This is a genomic window from Pseudoclavibacter sp. RFBA6 (assembly GCF_002931575.1).
Classification (GTDB): Bacteria; Actinomycetota; Actinomycetes; order Actinomycetales; family Microbacteriaceae; genus Pseudoclavibacter; species Pseudoclavibacter terrae.
Window position 1 is genome coordinate 245,757 of sequence record NZ_PSUA01000015.1, and the last position, 18,963, is coordinate 264,719.

The window sequence follows — 18,963 nt, forward strand, 5'->3', positions numbered from 1 at the left end:
TCACAGGACACCCCCTTCGCGTAACGCACGTTACGAGGCGAGCCTACCGCCGTTTCGCTCGGGTCGAGATTCTCAGCGCCGCCTCAACTCCGGCGCTCAGCTCGAGTGAGCCTCGCCGGATGAACGCGAGTCGACCCCGCGAGCACCGGCGTGCATCGCCAACTCGAGCGCCTGCTCTGCCACAAGCTCTGGCTCAGAGGCGCTGACCACGTGCCCTGACTCCTCGGCCCGCACGTGCACGGCCCCGGGATGCGAGGCGACCGTCTCGAGGTGCGCGGCGATCAGCGGGCCGCGGGTGCGATCCGACGGCATCTCCTTCATGCCCGAGATCACCCGCATCGGCAGATCGCCAAGCCTCGGTGGGCGCGATCGCAAACCCGCGAGCTCGCTCCCCACGAGACGCTGCTCGGCGGCCGCCGCCCGCGCCGCACCCGGGTTCGTGGATGCATCCAGCGTTTGCGCCGCCGCGACCGGTTCCATCCCCTCGACGAGGCTCCGCAGCTGCACGCGCAGCAGACCGAGACGGGCGGCCGGCTCCAGCACCGACGCCGAGAATGCGAAGAGGCGCCGAGTCGACGGCCGGAAGTACAGCGACGCGTGCTCATCGCTCTGGTCGACGAGCACGAGCCCGTCCATCGGCGCGCCAGCCGACAGGCGGCGAGCTGCCAGGCGCCGAACGATCGGCCCGCCCCAACTGTGGCCGACGAGCACCAGCCGTGGCGGCTCCTGCGCGTCCACGACCACGTCGAGGTCGTCGGCGAGGCGGTCCAGCGTGCGCGGTGCAGGATCCGGCGTGCTCTCCCCGTACCCCGCCCGCTCGTAGGCGACGACCCGCACGCGCTCCGCGAGCATCCCGTGCACGAGCCCCCAGTACAGGCCGCTCGCACCCAGGCCAGCCTCGAGCACGACCACGGCGCCCGAGTCGCGCGGCCCGCTCGCGAACGTGCGCAGGCGACGACCGTCCGGGGTCGTCACGAAGGCGGCGGAGTCGATCATCCCGGCATGCTCTCACGCCCCGACGACCACCCGCCAGGCGCCGGTGGCACCCTCCGGTGCGAGGATGGGCCCAATGGATATCGAATTCTCGGCCATCGACGGCGGCACCGTCGAACTGCACGACGCGCGACGCAAGATCCGCCGCCGCGTGGAGCTCGAGCCGTTCGAGATCGGCGTCTACGCGGTCACGCAGTCGCAGCTCGGCGAGCTCCTCGGGGAGGCGACCGACGACGGGCTGAGCCACCCCGACCGGCCCGCGACCGATGTCAGCTGGCTGCGCGCCATCCGCTTCTGCAACGCCGCCTCCGAGTGGGAGGGCCTCGACCCCGCCTACTCGTACGACGGCGAGCAGGTCACCTGGCACGTCGACTCCGACGGCATCCGCCTCCCCACCGAGTCCGAGTGGGAGTTCGCGTGCAGGGCCGGATCGACGGCCGCGCAGTACGGGCCGCTCGCCGACGTAGCCTGGACCAGCCTCGACGGCGTCACCAGCCCGCAGCCCGTCGGTGGCAAGCACCCCAACCTCAACGGCCTCTTCGACACCCTCGGCAACACGTGGGAGTGGTGCTGGGACTTCCTCGACCCGGCCCGCTACGACGACTACCGCGTGTTCCGCGGTGGCGGCTACGCCGACGACACGTGGAGCGTGCGCGCCTCCGTCCGCCGCGGCGGGGCGCCCCGCATGCACCACGAGGACGTCGGGTTCCGCGTCGCCCGCGGCGGCTTCGACGCCGAGGATGCGGCCCAGGGGTGGTCTGCCCGCGCCGACCGCGAGCGCGCAACGAACGAGGGGCCCACCCCGTTCGGGTGGACCCCACTGCGCTGACGCATCCGCCCGCCTGATCCGGCGGCTCAGCGCCGCTCGGCGGATGCCAGAGCCCGGATCAGACCGCGAAGGCGATGACCCCGGTGATGAAGAGGGTCAGCAGCGTCGTCCACAGCACGATCGCGACCGCCTGCCAGACGAGCACGCGCCCCTTCGAGATGCCGCTTCCCGCGAGCGCCGCCGCCGTGAAGTGGGTCGGGAGCAGCAGCGGGCCGAGGAGGCTCACGCCGGCGACCCCATAGCGGTTGAAGGCGCGCTGGAACTTCTCGCGGCGAGCCGTCTTCGGCGTCGCGTCCTCGGGCGACTTCGCGAAGCGGGCCCGGATGGCAGCGCCGAGGTAGACGACAAGCGCCACGGCGATGAAGTTGCCGAGGGCACCCGCGATGGCGGCGATGACCGGGTTGATGCCGCCGATGATGCCGATCGTCGCGGCACCCTCACCCTCGATGAAGGGGACGGCACCGGCAAGCGCGACGACGAGCGGCTGCAGCCAGTCTGGCAACTGCGCCATCAGGTCCTGGAAACCGAGGATGAGCTCTGCGATGGGGTTCATGGTGTGGCCTTTCGGAGCTGAGGTGGGCTGCCGCGTCGGGTGCCGCGGTGATGTCTCCATTCCACCCGGGATGCGCGGCGTGCGGCAGTGCCGCCCCGTCACCACTCCTCGTGAGGATGCGCGTGCGGGTTCGTGACAAATGTCACGGGCCGCTCGCCCACGCCTGGCCTACCGTTGAGGGATGAGCACTCCACGCATCGGCGAGATCGCCCTCGCCCGCGGCGTCACCGCCACCTGGTGGTACACGGCAGTGGGGGTCTTGGTGTTCGTCGGCTTCACCATCTCGTTCTGGGTGCTGTGGACCTGGGCGGCCCCGAACCTCGACGCGACCTGGCGTCTCCCCGTCACCGTGGCCGGTGGCCTCGCATGGCTTGCCTCCGCCATGCTGCTCCTCCTCGATTACCGCCCGAGTGTGCTGGCCGTTCGCGACGGCGAGGCGCACCGCCCGTCGAGCCTCCACCTGCTCGGTCTCGGCCTCGCCGCAGTCAGCGCCGCACTCCTCGGTGTCGGCGCAGCCTCGTTCGTCGCCGTGGCCGCGGTCATCGCGTTCGTGCTCTCCGTGCGCCCCTGGACACCAGGGGTCAGGTGGCGGGTCGTCGTCGGCGCCACGATCGCCGTGGCCGTCGTGATCTTCTTCGAAGCCAGGACGTTCGGCGAGCAGGGCATCCCCGGCAATGCGTTCGCCGCGCCCGGCCTCTTCATCCTGATGACGCCGTCCATGACCGCCTTCTCTCTCTGGTGGTGGGAGATCGTGCTCGAACTCGACCGCGCGCGTGCCGCCGAGAGCCAGCTCGCCGCGACCCGCGAGCGCCTCCGCCTCGCCAACGACGTGCACGACCTGCAAGGGCACCACCTGCAGGTCATCGCCCTGCAGCTCGAGCTCGCGGAGCGCCTCATCACGAAGGACCCGGCCGCGGCGGCCGAGCAGATACGGGCCGCGCAGGGAGCCGTCAACGAGGCACGCGCCGGCACGCGCGCCCTCGCGACGAGCTTCCGCGGCGTGCCCCTGCCTGATGAGCTCGAGAACGCAGCCGACCTGCTGCGCGCCGCCGGGCACGACGTGCGGATGCACGTGGGAGCCGGCACCGCATCCGCCCCCGCCGACGTGCTCGGGCCGATCGTGCGCGAGAGCGTCACCAACGTGCTCAAGCACGGTGACGGCAACCGCGCTCGAATCGAGCTCACCCGCGACGGCGACGTATGGGTCTACCGCATGGTGAATGACGCCGCGGGCCACGGCGGCAGCGCTGCGGCTGGGGACGCGGCCCGGACCGACGTCGCGTGGGGCAGCGGCCTCACCGGTATGGGCGAGCGACTCGAGATCAGCGGCGGCGAAGTCGAGGCGTGGAACGACGGCACGAGCTTCACCGTGCAGGTGCGCCTGCCCGTCGGACATGCCCCGGTCACCGGCGCCTCTGGCCTCCCCGCGACGACAGGAGAACAGGCATGATCCGGGTGCTGCTCGCTGACGACGAGGACATGATCCGCACGGCCCTCGCCTCACTGCTGCGCCTCGAAGACGACCTCGAGGTGATCGCCGAGTGCAGCACCGGCACCTCCGCCGTCGAAGAGGCGCTGCGCCTCAAGCCCGACATCTGCCTCCTCGACCTCGAGATGCCGGGCCTCGACGGGGTCGAAGTCGCCGAGCGCCTGCAAGGCCTGCCGGAGGTGCGATGCATCGTCGTCACCCGGCACGCCAGACCCGGGGTGCTGCGCCGCGCGCTCGCCGCCGGAGTCCAGGGGTTCATCCCGAAATCCCGCCGCGCCGAAGAGGTCGCCGACATCATCCGCCGCGTCGCCGCCGGTCGACGCTACGTCGACCCCGAGATCGCCGCGGATGCGCTCGCCGACGAACGCAGCCCCCTCACCGACCGCGAGCTCGACGTGCTGCGAGCCGGACAGCGCGGCGAGACGATCGCCGAGATCGCCCGCAGCCTCCACCTCTCCCCCGGCACCGTCCGCAACTACGTGTCGTCGGTGCTGGGGAAGCTCGCCGTCTCGACCAGGCAGCAGGCGACCGTCGTCGCCCGCGAGCGCGGCTGGATCTAGCGCGCGGCGCATCCGGCCACGTCACCGCCTGGCGCTCGTCTCGGGATGGCATTGTCACTTCGTTGAGGGAAACTTCCCCGAACGAAGCGAGGTTCCCATCCCGAGACAGCCGCCGGTGACCGTCACGTGACCCCGGGCGGTGACCGTCACCCGGACCACATTTCGAGATGGCTTCCACGCACGCAGATGGCTTGCAACCCATCCCGAAGCGTGGAACCCATCCCGAAACGCGGACACACCCACTCGCGCGGGCGAATGCGCGAATGGATGCGCGGGGCCGCGTCAACTCGGGGCGTCCGAGCCGATTCGGGATGGCAACGTCACCTCGTTGAGGAGAACTTCCCTGAACGAAGCGATTTCCCCATCCCAAGACAGCCGCGCCGCCGCCCCGCCGCGCGATCCCGGGCGGTGACGTGACCCGGACCACATTTCGAGATGGCTTCCACGCACGCAGATGGCTTGCAACCCATCCCGAAGCGTGGAACCCATCCCGAAACCCCCACGCCGCAGCGCGTCAGCGGGCGGCCACGCCAATGGCCGGCCGCACGCGGCTCGCGGCCCGCATGGGCGCGACTGAGGCGAGCACGGAGGTGGCGATCACGCCCACCCCGAGCACCGCGAGCGTACCGAACGGCGGCATGCCGCCTGCCATTCCGAGGACGTGCAGGGCGAGCACCCCGTATCCGCAGCCCACGGTGACGCCAATCGCCGAGCCGACCGTGGCGGCGAGCGCGGCCTCGGCTGCGACGGAGCGGCGAGTGCCCGAACGGCTGACGCCCAGGGCCCGCAGCAGCGCGATCTCCTGCCGCCGCTCGGCGACCGAGAGCGCCAGCGTCACGGTCACCCCGATCATCGCGACGAGCAGCGTCACGCCGATCATGGCCGCCCCGATGAGCTGCCCGACGAGGATGGTCTGCTCGATCCCGGCCTGGACGTCGGCCGCCCAGTAGACGGGGACGCCCGGGTCCACGCGGTCGAGCACGGCTGCGCGCAACGCCTCGGGCGCCACCCCGGGTGCCGGGTCGATGAGGATGTCGGCCTCGCCGAGGCGTGCCTCCACGGACGGGTCCGCCGACAGGCGTTCGACGACCGCGTCGGGGTCGTCGACGAGGTCGACGGGGATGATGGCCGCGGTCGGGAAGTTGCTGGCGACGCTCTCCTCGGCGTCAGCCGACGCCCCGGCGACGCCGACGGTGAGCGCCGCCGTGAGGCCGACGCCAAGCGTCAGCACGGTGGTCATGGCGGCGCTGCGACGCGACGCACGACTCGCGTTGGACATCGTCAGTCGCAGCGCGACCGACCGGGATGCGAGCGGCCGCAGCAGGAGCGCCGACCAGCGGATGAGGAAGGGCCCGACGGCGACGAGCCCCGCGAAGACGAGCGTGCCACTCAGGGCGGCGAGCGCGAGGCCAAGGAACTCGTCGGTGGATGCGACGACCACCCCAGCGAGCGCGGACAGGGCCGCGACGACGAGCGCTGCGACAGCGAAGAGCAGGCGGGGCGCACCTCGCAGCGGGCGGGCATCCGAGGAGCGAGCCTCGCCGAGCGCGGCGACCGGTGAGGTCCTGCCCGCCGCCCGCGCAGCTGGCAATGCGGCGACGATGGAGCAGCACACGGCGAGGATGAGGCACGCGATGAGTCCCGCCGGCGCGGCATCGAAGGGCGCATCGAGCAGCCCGGCGCCTCTGGCCGCCGCGACGAGCCCCGCCGCGGCCGCGAGCCCGACCGCGACGCCCGCGGCACCGCCGACGAGGCCGATGAACGCCGCCTCGACGAGCACCGAGCGGCGCACCTGAGCGCGGGATGCTCCGACGCAGCGCAGCAGCGCGAGCTCGGCGGCCCGTCGGGCGAGCAGGATGCGGAACGTCGAGCTCACGATCACGACGGCCGACAGCACGGCGAGGCCGACGAACACGGTGAGGGCACCGAAGACACCCACGAGCGTGTCGGTCACGGAGCGAGCCTCCTCCGCGCGGCGCTCCTCGCCGCCCACGACGGTGCTCTCCCCCGCGACCGCGTTCAGCACGTCGAGGTCGGGGTCGCCCGTGACGAAGATCTGCACCGGGGCCATCGACCCGCCGAGCGCCACCGCATCCTCTTCCCGGATGAGGGCGACGTCCTGCCCGAACTCGTGCACCTGCCCGATCCCCGCGACCGTGAGCTCACGTCCGCCCGCGACGAAGACGTCACCGACGGTCGCGCCGGAGCGCTCGGCCGTGCTCGTGCCGATGACCACCTCGCCGACCTCCGGTGCGGAGCCGGCGGACAGCTCGCCGATGCCGCTCAGGGGGCCGGAGCCGGGGTCGCTCGTCAGCTTCCAGACGGCGGTGGTGCCGCCGAGCTGCACCTCGACGTCGCCGAGGTACTCGACGGCGACCTCGTCCACACCGGGGAGCGTGCGCGCCCGCTCGGCGATCTCCGTGGCCGCCTCCGACGTCAGATCGCTCGGCGGGATGACCACGGCACCCGCCGCCGCGGGCGTGCTCATGCCGAACGCGACGAGCGCGGTCCTCGCGTTGAGGGAGATGAGCAGCGACGCCGCCGCGAAGGCCGTCGCCGCGACGATCGCGATGCCGATGAGCACCGCCTGGCCCGGCCGTCGGAGCACGCTTCTCGCGGCCGCGCGGATGACGATCATGCGGGCACCCCGGCACCGGCCGCGAGCGCCGCGACGTGCTCGAGCACCCGACCGCGGGTGGGCGAGCTCAGGCTGCCGGCCGCCCTGCCGTCCTTGAGCAGCACGACCTCGTCGGTGACGGCCGCGGCCACCGGGTCGTGGGTGACCATCACCACGGTCTGCCCGTATTCGTCGACGCACGCGCGCAGAAGTGCGAGCAGCGAGCTCCCCGACTCGCTGTCGAGGGCGCCCGTCGGCTCGTCGGCGACGATCAGGTCGGGGCGCCCGAGCAGGGCCCTCGCGACGGCGACCCGTTGGCGCTGGCCGCCGGAGAGCTGCGCCGGCAGGTGCCGGAGCCGGTCGGAGATGCCGAGGCGTTCGACGAGCTCAGCCCGCCAGCCGCGCTCGGGGCGACGCCTCGCGAGCGACGCGCCCAGGTCGATGTTCTCGCCCGCGGTGAGGTGCGGGAGCAGGTTGCCGTCTTGAAACACGAAGCCGACCCGGTCGCGCCGCGCCGCCGTCAGGGCCGCGTCGTCGAGCCTCCCGAGGTCGGTATCGCCGAGCAGGATGCGGCCGGTGGTCGGCTGGTCGAGCCCCGCGAGGCAGTGCAGCAGGGTCGACTTGCCAGAACCGGATGCGCCCATGATGGCCGTGAACCGCCTCGCGGGCAGGTCGAGGCTCAGCCCGTCGAGGGCGCGGACGCGGTTGCCGGTGTCGCCGTACTCGCGCACGACGTCGATGGCCCGGGCGGCCAGCGGAACAGGCGGAGCGGAGGGCGGGGAACGGAGGTCGCCGGGGTCTGAAGTCATGCATCCACCCTCTGAGGTGGGCACGGCTGCCCGCGTCGACCGAGGGGACGGTCGTGGCCGGCGCGCTCGTTCCTTCGAACGATTTGCCCGCAAAACGGAGTGTTGCTTGAGGCGCGTCCGCGAGGATGGAGGCGTGACGACAAGCAGCGACGGCGGACGGGGGCGGCTCGGGTCGCTTGCGGCCCGCCTCAAGGCCGCGCCGAAGATCGCCGCGTTCGCAGTGCTCGCGCTGCTGCTCGTGGTGGACTTCGAGCTCGCCGCCCGGCTTGCGGTCGTCCCGGAGACCGGTCCCACCGACGGTCTCATCGCGGGGGCCCTGGCCACCGCGTTCGTCGCCGTCGTGGTGGCTGCACTGGCCCTCGCCCGCGGCCGGCTTCCCGCCGCCTTGGGCGTGGGATCCGCCTTCGCGGTCTCGCTCCTCGGGTCCGGGGTCGCCGCATCCGCCGGCGCCCCCTGGCCTTCGCTGACCGAGTCGGCAGCCCTCGTCGTGCTCACGGTGTTCGGCGTGCGCGCGGCTTCCCTCCGAGGTGCGGTCGCCGTCGGCGTCGGCGCTCTGGTCGTCGCACTCGCCATGACCCTGCTGCGCATCGGCGTCGACGGAACCGCGATCCTCCTCGCCGTCCTCGTCTGGGGGTGCGCCGTCATCGGCGGCGTCGCCGGGCGGTTCGTGCGCCTGCGCCGCGAATCCGCGCTCGAGGCCGCCCGGCGAGCGGAGCGGCTGGAGCTGGCGCGGGAGCTCCACGACGTGGTCGCGCACCAGGTCACGGGAATCGTCGTGCAGGCGCAGGCGGCGCTCGCGGTCGCCCGCGCCGACCCCGAGCGCACCACCGAGGCCCTGGCCGCCATCGAGGCGGCTGGCACCGAGGCGCTCGCCGGCATGCGTCGCATGGTCGGCGCGATCCGCGACGAGCACGGCGATGGGGAGCCCGCTCCCATGACCGTGCCATACGGCCTCGTCGACATCCCGACGCTCGTCGATCGGTTCGACCCAGGCCACGAGCGCACGACCCTGCACCTCGAGGACGCGGATGCTCCCCTGCCGCCCGGCGTCGGCGAGTCCGCGTACCGCGTGGTCAGGGAGGCGCTCACGAACGCGCGCAAGCACGCGCCCGAGGGGACAACCGCCGTGTCGGTGCGCGTGGTCGACGCCGAGCTGCTGCTCGAGATCGAGAACGACGGGGTGCGCGCGGGCAGTCGCGAGGAGGGCGCCGCCGGGTTCGGACTCACGGGCCTGTCCGAGCGGGTCACGGCGCTCGGCGGGGCCATGCGCGCGGGCGCCGACACTCCTGACACGTGGACGGTCTCGGTCACCCTGCCCCTGGAGCCGCAGCAATGATCACCGTCGTCCTCGCCGACGACCAGGAGATGGTGCGCGCGGGTTTCCGCATGATCCTCGAGGCGGAGGGTGACATCCGCGTGGTCGGCGTCGCCGGTTCGGGTGACGAGGCGGTCGCCACAGCCACGCGGCTGCTGCCTGACGTCGTGCTCATGGACATCCGCATGCCCGGGATGAACGGGCTCGACGCCACACGGATCATCACCGCCCGGCCGGACGCGCCGCGAGTGGTCATCGTCACGACCTTCGACACCGACGAGTACCTGCGCTCGGCGCTGCAGGCCGGCGCATCCGGGTTCATGCTCAAGGATGCGGGGCCCCGGCTGCTCGTCGAAGCGGTTCGCGCCGCGGCAGATGGGGACGCGCTCGTCTCGCCCTCGATCACGGTGCGGCTGCTTGGCGAACTCGCCGGGAGTGCCGCCAGACGGCTTCCATCCGATGCTGAGCACGAGCTGTCCGACCGCGAGGTGGAGATCGCGGCCGCGATCGCGCGCGGCGGCACCAACGAGGAGATCGCTGCTGACCTCTTCGTCTCGGTCTCGACCGTGAAGACCCACGCGCGCAACATCAGCGTGAAGCTCGGCGCCCGCAACCGCGTCGAGATCGCGGCGTGGGCGTGGCGGATGGACCTCGTCAGGTGACCCACCGGTGACAGCGTCGCTCCGCTCTCCGGATGGAGAACTCACCTCGTTGCGGGAAGTTTCCCCGAACGAAGCGAACTTGCCATCCCGAGACCACCGTCGGCGACCGCGGACTGCGGTCAGGAGATCGCTCCCGTTTCGGGATGGGTTCCGCGCTTCGGGATGGCTTGCAACCCATCCCGAAGCGCGGAACCCATCTCGAGATTCGCCCGGAGTCAGCGGCCGGTGAGGCGGTCGAGCACGTGGCGCAGCAGCGGCCACTCCGCGGTGCCGCGGAGGTAGGCGGCGGATGCGCGCAGCATGGGCGGGTGCTGCATCCGCACGATGCGCACGTTGTCGCGCGGCTCGCGGGTGAGGGGCAGCATCCCGACCCCGAACTCGGCCGCGATGAGGTCCTCGACCAGCGCGAGGTCGTCGGACTGATGAGTGACGTTCGGCTCGTAGTCGGCGAGCGAGGCGAGCACGCCGATGGCGATCTCGTCGGCGTTGTTCCTGGAGTTGCCGATCCACTCGCGCTCGCGCAACGCGAGCATGAGGTCGCGGTTCGGCAGAGGCTCGAGGCCGCCGCCGGGGAGGGCCGCCGCGACGCTGTCCGGAACGCCGATCCCCCACTCCCCTTCCCACAGGCGCACGCTCTCGTAGCCGGGCGGGATGCGCAGGGGTGCAAGCGTGTAGTCGTAGACCAGGGCGAGGTCGATGCGCCCGGCGTCGACGAGCGCGAGTGCCTCGTCCGGCTCCTGCTCCTCGAGCACCAGCCGCACGCCAGGGTGCGAGTCGGCGAGCTCGCGCATGATCGGGAACAGCGCGCGGGCCGCGGTCGCGAAGCCAGCGACGCGGAGGGTTCCCTGCGGTTCCGCGTCCGGGTCGAAGTCGCGTCTCGCCTCGTCGAGGCTCGCGAGGATCCCGGATGCGCGTGCGGCGAGCCGCGAGCCGGCGGCGGTCAGCCGCACCCCACGCCCCACCCGCTCGAGGAGGTGCGCGCCCAGTTCCTGCTGGAGGAGCGCGAGTTGCTGCGAGACGACAGAGGTCGTCGTGAGGTGCTGATCGGCGACGGCGCGCATGGAGCCGAGACGCTCGAGGTCGACGAGGTACTCGAGCCGTCGCGTCTCCATGTGGACTCCCGCCGATCATCCGGACCGCGGGCCAGGCGCCCACGGAGCCATTGTGCGCGAACCGCGAACGATGCGTTCGTATTTCTCGCGTGGACACGGATGCACGGGCGCGCCATCCTGGGTCCATGACCGCGTCCACGTCTCCGCCAGCTCCACGCGGAAGTGCCCGTTCCGGCACCCTCATGACGATCAGCGCCATGCTGTTCGTGCAGCTCGGCCTGGCGCTCAGCACCGGTCTCTTCGAGCAGCTCGGGCCGCTCGGCACCGGTTGGATCCGCCTCGTGTTCGCGGCGGCACTCGTGCTGGTGATCGTGCGGCCGCGACGCGCGTGGTTCACGCGCAGCAGCTTCCTCGCGTGCGTCGTGCTCGGCGCGGCGACCTCGGGGATGACGCTGCTCTTCACGCTCGCGATCGACCGCATCCCGCTCGGCACTGCCGCTGCCCTCGAATTCCTAGGCCCCCTCGCGGTCGCCGTGCTGCGCAGTCGGGGCCGGGCGCTCCTGTGGCCGCTGATCGCCGCCGTCGGTGTCGTGCTGCTGACGGAGCCGTGGACCGGGAACATCGACCCGATCGGCGTGCTGTATGCGCTCGCGGCCGCCGCGTGCTGGGCCGTCTACATCCTGTGCACGCAGCGCGTGGGCGACGAGCTCAGCGGGGTACGCGGCCTGGCCGTCTCCATTCCTGTCGCGGCCGTCATCGCGAGCATCATCGCGGCGCCGAGCACCATCCCGCTGCTCACGTGGGAGGCGGCCCTCGCCGGCCTCGGCTTGGCCGCGCTCCTGCCGACCGTGCCGTTCATGCTCGAGATCCAGGCGCTGCGGCGCATCACCGCCGCCGCCTACGGCACCCTCACGAGCCTCGAGCCCGCGGTCGCGCTCGTCATCGGCTTGCTGCTGCTGCATCAGGTGCCCGGGTTGCTGCCGGTCGTCGGCCTCGTGCTGGTCATCGTCGCTGGCATCGGCGTCGAGCGCTCGGCAGGGCGAGCCACCTCCGCGACCGTGGCGGCCGCGCCTCCAGCCTCCGGCTCGACACCCCGCGCGCTGAGTCAGGAGGCGGCGAGCTCAGACGCCGGTGAGGCGCCCCTTGAGCGCGGCGAGCTCCGCACCGGTGAGCCCGCCTGACTGCAGGTACGCCGCCGAACCGCCCTGCGCATCCACCCACTCGAGCGCGTGCTCGATCGCGGCTGGGGGCGTCGCGGCGACGAGGTCTTTGATCTGGTCGGTGAGCGGCAGGCCGTACTGCGCGACCATGCCGTACATGCGCTCGGCCCACTCCCCTGAGAGGTTGGCTTCGGAGGACGCGTAGTCGGCGATGATCGCCGACCGCTCGACCCCGACCGCCTCGAGCACGAGCGCCGAGCCGACGCCAGTGCGGTCCTTGCCGGCCGTGCAGTGGACGACCACGGCGCTCGGCGGGGTGACGGTCGCGGATGCGACGAGTCGCGCGAGCTCGGCGAACGTGGTCGCGCTGTGCTCGAGCATCTCCACGTAGAGGGCGCCCAGGGTCGGGATCTGCGCGAGCACCGCATCCATCGCCTTCGCCTGCTCGGCGGGGTCGCCGCCACGCGCAGCCGACTGCAGCCCCTGCTGGACGAGGCCGGTGACGGCACCCTCGAGCAGGGGAAGCTCCACGACCTGGAACGGCCGACTCACGGGCAGGCGGTCTGGCGCCATCTGCCGCTCGGCGGGTGTGCGGAAGTCGACGATCGTGCCGATGTCGCTCGCCGCGAGCTCCTCAAGCCCCTTCGGGGTGAGCGAGCTCAGCGCATCCGATCTGTAGAAGATACCAGGCGCGGTCACACCGCCGGATGTGACCGGCATGCCACCGGTGTCGCGGAAGTTGAAGGTGCCCTCGAGGGAAGTCGCCGTCGTCATGCGATCACCCTAGACGCGGGCACCGACATTCGAGCGAGGCGGGTCAGACCAACCCCCTGGCTTCGGCGGCCCCTCGGACACCTCAACCGGGTGCATCGGCACGAGAGACCCACCGTCACCGGGCCGGGAGGCTGCGTCTCTCGTGTGGATACACCGGGCTCGCGACCACCCCGACCCGGTACGACCGGCGTCGCGGGGCGTAAGACCGTGTCGGGGGGCGGACGCAGGTTTGTGGGGCGCATGGTAGCGCGTGGCACCGACCTCGTCCATCGTCCGGTCGAGCGCTTGACACGGTCGCCGACTGGTGTCACTCTCTACGAAAGGAAACCGGTTTTCTAAACGTTTTCGAAGACTAGCGAGAGGGCCCCAATGGCGAGGATCCAATCAGTGGCTGCTGACCACTACCGAGTACCCCTGCCCGTGAAGCTGACCGACAGCATGCACGGCGACATGGACGACTTCGAGCTCATCACCGTGCGAATCCGCGACGAGGACGGGATCGAGGGCCTCGGTTACACGTACACGGTCAACGCGGGAGGGCGGGCCGTGGCTGTCATGATCAACGACTACATGGCAGATGCGATCGTCGGCGAAGAGGCCAACCGCATCGAGCAGCTGTGGGAGAAGCTCTGGTGGCAGCTCCACTACGCGGGGCGCGGTGGCCATCAGACCTCGGCTATCTCGGCGATCGACATCGCGCTCTGGGACCTCCTCGGTCGACGGGTCAAAGAACCTCTCTGGAAGATCTTCGGTGGCTACGACCCGAAGGTTCCCGTCTACGCAGGTGGCATCGATCTGCAGTTCAGTCTCGACCAGCTGCTCGACCAGGCCGACGGGTTCCAGGAGGCCGGCTTCCGAGCCATCAAGATGAAGGTCGGTCGCGACAGCATGCGCGACGACATCGATCGAGTCGCAGCGATGAGGACGCACCTGGGCGACAGCTTCCCGCTCATGGTCGACGCCAACATGCGATGGAGCGCGGACCAGGCCATCGCAGCGGCGCGTGAGCTCCGCGAGTACAACCTCGTCTGGCTGGAAGAGCCCACGATCCCGGATGACCTTCCCGGCCATCAGCGGATCCTCCGCGAAGGAGGCATCCCCATCGCCGGAGGGGAAAACCTCCACACGCTCCACGAGTTCCGAGCTGCCATCACCTCGGAGGCGCTCAGCTACCCCGAACCGGATGTGACGAACTGCGGCGGGTACACGGTCTTCCGCAAGATCGCCTCGCTCGCGGAGGCGCACAACCTGCCCGTGACGAGCCACGGCGTGCATGACCTCACCGTGCACGCCCTCGCCGCCGCCCCCAACCGCACCTATATGGAAGCTCACGGCTTCAGCCTCGAGGCCTACATGACGGACCCCATGCCCATCGTCGACGGGCATGTCACAGCCCCCAGCACTCCCGGCCACGGAATCGACCTCGACTTCGCGGCCCTCGAACCCCACCGCGCCTGATCGCGCGCCCCAGAACACAACAAGGAGCATCATGAAACAACGACGTTTTATCTTCCTCGCCGCGGCTGCCGCCACAGCCCTCAGCCTCACCGCCTGCACGGCGCCGTTGGAGAACGGCGCGGGCGCGAGCGGCGCACCGGCGGCGACCGGAGCCACGCAGGTCGTCGAGTCCCAGTCAGCGGAGACCTGCGTGAACGACACCCCGAGCGACATGGAGATGTCGGAGATGGTCATCGGATTCTCCCAGTCGGAGAACGAGCAGAACCCGTTCCGAGCCGTCGAGACTGAGTCTGTCCGCCAATCCGTGGAGGGCGCGGGTGCGGAGTTCGTCTACACCAACGCCAACAGCGACCAGGCGAAGCAGCTGACCGACATCCAGTCGATGATCAACCAGGGTGTGGATGCGCTCATCGTGGCCCCCATCAGCTCGACCGGCCTGCAGGGTGCCTTCGCGGACGCTCAGGCGCAGGGCATCCCCGTTGTCACCATCGACCGGCAGTCGGAGGGCACGCCGTGCGACGACTACCTGACGTTCCTTGGCTCGGACTTCTACGAGCAGGGGGTGCGAGCCGCACAGGCCGTCGTCGAGGCGACCGGCGGGGAGGGCAAGATCGCGGAAATTCAGGGTGCCCCCGGGAGCGACGTCGCGACGCTGCGCACGGAGGGTTTCGCCGAAGAGATCGCGAAGCACGAGGGCCTTGAGATCGTCGCGCAGCAGACCGGCAACTGGTCGACGAGCGAGGCCCAGGAGGTGCTGAGCCAGATCGTCTCCGCCAACTCGGACATCACCGCCGTCTACACGCACAGCGACACGATGGCCCTTGGTGCGGTGACCGCGCTCACGAACTTCGGCAAGGATCCGGGCGCTGATGTCTCGATCGTGTCCATCGACGGCACGGCCGACGCCGTCACCGAGATCGCGAACGGCAACATCTACGCCGTCGTCGAGACCAATCCCCGCTTCGGCCCGGCCGCCGTCGACGCCCTCACCTCGTGGTTCGCGGGCGAGCCCGTGTCGCAGGAGATCATCATGAAGGACGCCCTGTACACGAGCGAGAACGCGCAGGAGGCACTCGACTCCGGCGCGGCCTACTGAGCCGGCTGCGGCCGACGAACCTCGATTGGCAGTCATGGCTGACACATCACTCGTGCTGCAGGCACGCGGAATCACCAAGACCTTCGGCGCCGTGCGCGCACTCACGGACGTCTCTCTGAACCTCTACGCAGGGGAAGTGCATGGGCTCAACGGCGAGAACGGCGCCGGGAAGTCGACGCTCATCAAGATCATCACTGGCTTCCACAAGCCGGACGAGGGCGAGCTCCTGCTACAGGGCGAGAACGTGAGCTTCGCCCGACCCCTCGACTCGCAGAACGCCGGCATCGCGACGGTCTACCAGGAGGTCAATCTCATCCCGGAGCGAACGGTCGCGGAGAACATCCTCCTCGGCAGGGAGCCCCGGGTGGCCGGGATCCTGAACAAGCGGGCGGCCCTCACGCAGGTGCAGGAGATCCTCGATCGATACGCATTGCGTCTCGACCCGAAGTCGAAGGTCTCCGAGCTCGGACTCGGGATGCAGCAGATGGTTGCGATCGTCCGCTCGGTGGCGTTCGAGGCGAAGGTCGTCATTCTCGACGAGCCGACCTCCGCGCTCAACGGCTACGAGATCGAGACGCTGTTCTCCGTCATTCGGCAGCTGCGCGACGAGGGTACCGCCATCCTCTTCGTCAGCCACCGCATGTCAGAGCTGTACGAACTGTGCGACCGCTTCACGGTGCTGCGAGACGGTGCGTTCGTGACCGAGAGCACTCCGTCGAAGCTGCCGCGGCCGGCACTCGTGAAGGCGATGCTTGGCGGCGTCGACCTCGAAGAGGGGGTGCTCGACCGCGATGCCGCGCAGCAGCGCATCGACGCGATCTCCACCCATGACGTCGGGCTGTCGGTGCGGAATCTCAATTGGAGCACTCGCGTCCGCGACGTGTCGTTCGACGTCCGCAAGGGCGAGATCGTTGGCCTCCTCGGTCTGCTCGGTGCGGGTCGCACGGAGACGTGCAAGGCCATCTTCGGTGCCGTCAAGCCCGACTCCGGAACCGTGATCGTGGACGGCGCTCCCCTCAGAAAGGCCACCCCGTCTGGTTCGCTCGCCGCTGGCATCGCTTACCTCTCCGAGGACCGCCGCACCGAGGGGATCTTCCCGGGCCTCAGCATCAGGGAGAACATGACCGCCGCCATCCTGACCCGTATCTCGAAGCTCGGCTTCGTGAGTCGAGCCGCGCAGAACGACGTCTTCCGGGAGTTCTCCGATGAGCTCCGGATCAAGGCGGCCGCACCCGACCAGGCGATCAACGAGCTCTCCGGAGGCAACCAGCAGAAGGTGCTGCTCGGACGCTGGCTCTCCCTCGGCCCGAAGGTCATCCTGCTCGACGACCCGACCCGCGGCATCGACATCGGAGCGAAAGCCGAAGTGCACCGCGTCATCCGGGAGCTCGCGAAGAAGGACATCGCCGTCGTCGTCACCTCGAGCGAGACCGAGGAGCTCCTCGCGCTCTGCGACCGCCTGGTCGTCCTCAGCGAGGGTGCCGTGACGGGCGAGGTCTTCCCACACGAGGTCGACTACGACTCCGTCATCTCGCTGCTGTCGGGTCAGAGCGCAGCGACTCACACGATGGAGGAAACAGCATGAGCACGCAAACTTCTGCAGCTGGCACCACCGGCCTCGTCCGTGGACCGACACCGGGCAAGACCCTTGCGACGTGGGCGAGCAAGTACTCCGTCTACGCGGCGCTCGTGCTCCTGTTCGTGTTCAACCTGGTCGCGACCGAGGGTTTCGCGAGCGCCTTCACCTTCCAGAACCTGCTCTTCTCGGCGGCACCGATCATCATGATCGCGGTCGGCCAGACCCTCGCCATCGGGACGGGCGGCATCGACCTGTCTGTGGGATCGGTGATGGCGCTCGCCTCCGCGACCGTCGCGCTCTACCTGGGCTACGGCGAGGTCGCGGCGATCCTCATCACGATCGCCGCTGCGGCACTCATCGGGCTCTTCAACGGCTCGCTCATCGCCTTCGCCCGCATCAACCCGCTCATCACGGGTCTCGGTCTCCTCGTGGCGGTCCGAGGATTTGCTCAGGCGGTTTCGGGAGGTTCGCGGAGCACGATTCCCGCCGGCGGTGTCTTCACCTGGATCGGCAATGCCACATTCCTCGGGATCCCCGTCGTCGCCCTCTTCGCGCTCGCCGTCGCGGGAGCGATCGCGATCGTCGTCCGCTCGACAGCATTCGGGCGGTACGCACTGTTCACCGGGTCGAACCGCAGCGCCGCCTACCTCGCCGGGACGCCGCGCAACGCGACGCTGCTCACCATCTACACGATAAGCGCCGCTCTGGCCGGGATCGCAGGCCTCATGGTCTCGGCTCGTATCGGCGCCTCCGACCCGAGCTTCATCGGCCTCAACTTCGAGCTGACGGCCATCGCGGCAGTCGTCATCGGCGGCACCCCGCTCGTCGGAGGCCGAATCTCCGTGCCGGGCACCGTCGCAGCGGCCATCTTCCTCCAGCTGATCGACACCACGTTCGTCATGCGGGGCATCGACTTCGCATTCGCGCAGGTCCTCAAAGCGGTCCTCATCATCGCCGCGCTCTACCTGCAGCAGTCGAGAAAGGACACCAGGTGACCACCCCAGCCACACCGACGGCCGCCATCCCGCGCCCAACCGCCCAGCGCCGCAACCGGGTGCTCGAGCTCACCCAATCCCACGGCGTGATCGGGGCGGTGCTGCTCCTCTGCATCGTCGCAGCCATCGCGTTCCCCTCGTTCGCAACTCCCGCCAATCTGTCGGCCATCGCCACAGCGGCCTGCTTCATCGGACTCATCACCATCGGGCAGAGCCTTGTGCTCATCTCCGGCGGCATCGACCTCTCGGTCGGCTCCATGGTGGGGCTGGCGACTGTCATCGCCGCCCTGGCGGCACCGTACGGGTGGATGGCTGCGCTCCTGGCTCCCATCCTGGTCGGTGCGGTCGGCGGCCTGCTCAATGGCCTGCTCATCGGCAAGGCGAGAATGGCGCCCTTCATCGTCACGCTCTCTGCCCTGCTCGCGTTCAAGGGCATCGCGGTCGCACTTGCATCGTCGAGCATCGTGATCGACGCCGACAGTGCGTTCAGCGCCATCGGCAACGGATCCTTCCTCGGCATCAGCAACCTGATCTGGGTGCTGCTCGCGGCCTTCGCGATCGCCGGCCTCATGCTCAACCGGACGGCGTTCGGCTCCGATCTCTTTGCGCTCGGCGGCAACGAGGACGCAGCGCGCATGATGGGCAGCAACACGAGCCGCGTGAAGGTCGCTGTCTACGTCATCAGCGGGTCGCTCGCGGGTCTCGCCGGAGCTCTCCTGGCTTCGCGCCTCTCTTCCGGCGTCTCGACACTCGGAACCGGGTACGAGCTCACATCCATTGCCGCAGCCGTCATCGGTGGCGTGCTCCTCACCGGCGGCGTCGGGACGATGCTCGGCGCGCTCTTCGGAGTGCTGCTCATCGGCATCATCCAGAACATCATCAACCAGGTCGGCACCCTCAACGCCTACTACCAGGACCTCGTCACGGGCCTCTTCCTCGTCCTCGCCGTGGTCGTCCAGGGCGTCCTCTCGAACCGCCGAAGGCAATGACGGCCCGCCCAGGCTCCACTCCAGTTCCACCCC

The 18,963-nt window shown here is 70.2% G+C and carries 17 protein-coding genes; 11 read left to right on the forward strand and 6 right to left on the reverse strand.

What is annotated here, in order from left to right; translation table 11 throughout:
• Positions 1–96: 96 nt before the first annotated feature.
• Positions 97–996, reverse strand: coding sequence for an alpha/beta fold hydrolase (locus C5C17_RS15875; RefSeq protein WP_104254362.1), 900 nt, complete (start codon positions 994–996; stop codon positions 97–99).
• 73 nt (positions 997–1,069) lie between these two features.
• On the opposite strand from C5C17_RS15875, the gene C5C17_RS15880 reads away from it, so the two are divergent.
• Positions 1,070–1,822: an SUMF1/EgtB/PvdO family nonheme iron enzyme gene (locus C5C17_RS15880; protein WP_104254363.1), complete on the forward strand. Its 753-nt coding sequence runs from the start codon at positions 1,070–1,072 to the stop codon at positions 1,820–1,822.
• 58 nt (positions 1,823–1,880) lie between these two features.
• Here C5C17_RS15880 and C5C17_RS15885 read toward each other — a convergent pair whose 3' ends face one another.
• Positions 1,881–2,375: a small multidrug efflux protein gene (locus tag C5C17_RS15885; RefSeq protein WP_104254364.1), complete on the reverse strand. Its 495-nt coding sequence runs from the start codon at positions 2,373–2,375 to the stop codon at positions 1,881–1,883.
• A gap of 181 nt (positions 2,376–2,556) precedes the next feature.
• Here C5C17_RS15885 and C5C17_RS15890 point away from each other — a divergent pair, with 181 nt between their 5' ends.
• Positions 2,557–3,825, forward strand: a complete 1,269-nt coding sequence (locus C5C17_RS15890; protein WP_104254365.1) for a sensor histidine kinase — start codon at positions 2,557–2,559, stop codon at positions 3,823–3,825.
• Complete coding sequence (locus C5C17_RS15895; RefSeq protein WP_104254366.1) at positions 3,822–4,424, forward strand: response regulator transcription factor; 603 nt, start codon at positions 3,822–3,824, stop codon at positions 4,422–4,424. Before C5C17_RS15890 ends, C5C17_RS15895 begins: the two co-directional genes overlap by 4 nt.
• Before the next feature lie 514 nt (positions 4,425–4,938).
• Here the strand turns inward: C5C17_RS15895 and C5C17_RS15900 are convergent.
• Both C5C17_RS15900 and C5C17_RS15905 read right to left on the reverse strand, forming a co-directional pair.
• On the reverse strand, positions 4,939–7,062 hold the full coding sequence (locus C5C17_RS15900) for an FtsX-like permease family protein (RefSeq protein ID WP_104254367.1): 2,124 nt from the start codon (positions 7,060–7,062) through the stop codon (positions 4,939–4,941).
• On the reverse strand, positions 7,059–7,850 hold the full coding sequence (locus C5C17_RS15905) for an ABC transporter ATP-binding protein (protein ID WP_104254612.1): 792 nt from the start codon (positions 7,848–7,850) through the stop codon (positions 7,059–7,061). The genes C5C17_RS15900 and C5C17_RS15905 overlap by 4 nt, the downstream gene beginning before the upstream one ends.
• 133 nt (positions 7,851–7,983) lie before the next feature.
• Here C5C17_RS15905 and C5C17_RS15910 point away from each other — a divergent pair, with 133 nt between their 5' ends.
• Both C5C17_RS15910 and C5C17_RS15915 read left to right on the forward strand, forming a co-directional pair.
• Complete coding sequence (locus C5C17_RS15910; RefSeq protein ID WP_181028644.1) at positions 7,984–9,186, forward strand: sensor histidine kinase; 1,203 nt, start codon at positions 7,984–7,986, stop codon at positions 9,184–9,186.
• Positions 9,183–9,827, forward strand: coding sequence for a response regulator transcription factor (locus tag C5C17_RS15915; RefSeq protein ID WP_104254369.1), 645 nt, complete (start codon positions 9,183–9,185; stop codon positions 9,825–9,827). The genes C5C17_RS15910 and C5C17_RS15915 overlap by 4 nt, the downstream gene beginning before the upstream one ends.
• 215 nt (positions 9,828–10,042) lie before the next feature.
• On the opposite strand, the gene C5C17_RS15920 is transcribed toward C5C17_RS15915, so the two are convergent.
• The gene (locus tag C5C17_RS15920; RefSeq protein ID WP_104254370.1) at positions 10,043–10,939 is read right to left on the reverse strand and encodes a LysR substrate-binding domain-containing protein; all 897 of its coding nucleotides are present in this window, start codon (positions 10,937–10,939) and stop codon (positions 10,043–10,045) included.
• Between the two features lie 125 nt (positions 10,940–11,064).
• Between C5C17_RS15920 and C5C17_RS15925 the strand changes: the two genes are divergently transcribed.
• The gene (locus C5C17_RS15925; protein ID WP_219820522.1) at positions 11,065–12,060 is read left to right on the forward strand and encodes a DMT family transporter; all 996 of its coding nucleotides are present in this window, start codon (positions 11,065–11,067) and stop codon (positions 12,058–12,060) included.
• Here the strand turns inward: C5C17_RS15925 and C5C17_RS15930 are convergent.
• Complete coding sequence (locus tag C5C17_RS15930) at positions 12,001–12,813, reverse strand: tyrosine-protein phosphatase (RefSeq protein WP_104254371.1); 813 nt, start codon at positions 12,811–12,813, stop codon at positions 12,001–12,003. The two genes, C5C17_RS15925 and C5C17_RS15930, sit on opposite strands and share 60 nt — an antisense overlap.
• A 387-nt stretch (positions 12,814–13,200) precedes the next feature.
• Between C5C17_RS15930 and C5C17_RS15935 the strand changes: the two genes are divergently transcribed.
• Genes C5C17_RS15935 through C5C17_RS15955 form a run of 5 tightly spaced genes read left to right on the forward strand, consistent with a single transcriptional unit; the run spans position 13,201 to position 18,930 of the window.
• Entirely contained in the window at positions 13,201–14,271 is a 1,071-nt protein-coding gene (locus C5C17_RS15935; protein WP_258066248.1) for a mandelate racemase/muconate lactonizing enzyme family protein, read from the forward strand.
• A gap of 31 nt (positions 14,272–14,302) precedes the next feature.
• Complete coding sequence (locus tag C5C17_RS15940; RefSeq protein ID WP_104254373.1) at positions 14,303–15,367, forward strand: ABC transporter substrate-binding protein; 1,065 nt, start codon at positions 14,303–14,305, stop codon at positions 15,365–15,367.
• A 34-nt stretch (positions 15,368–15,401) separates the two neighbouring features.
• Positions 15,402–16,952, forward strand: coding sequence for a sugar ABC transporter ATP-binding protein (locus C5C17_RS15945; protein ID WP_104254374.1), 1,551 nt, complete (start codon positions 15,402–15,404; stop codon positions 16,950–16,952).
• The gene (locus C5C17_RS15950; protein ID WP_104254375.1) at positions 16,949–17,941 is read left to right on the forward strand and encodes an ABC transporter permease; all 993 of its coding nucleotides are present in this window, start codon (positions 16,949–16,951) and stop codon (positions 17,939–17,941) included. Before C5C17_RS15945 ends, C5C17_RS15950 begins: the two co-directional genes overlap by 4 nt.
• Positions 17,938–18,930, forward strand: coding sequence for an ABC transporter permease (locus C5C17_RS15955; RefSeq protein ID WP_104254376.1), 993 nt, complete (start codon positions 17,938–17,940; stop codon positions 18,928–18,930). The genes C5C17_RS15950 and C5C17_RS15955 overlap by 4 nt, the downstream gene beginning before the upstream one ends.
• Positions 18,931–18,963: the final 33 nt, after the last annotated feature.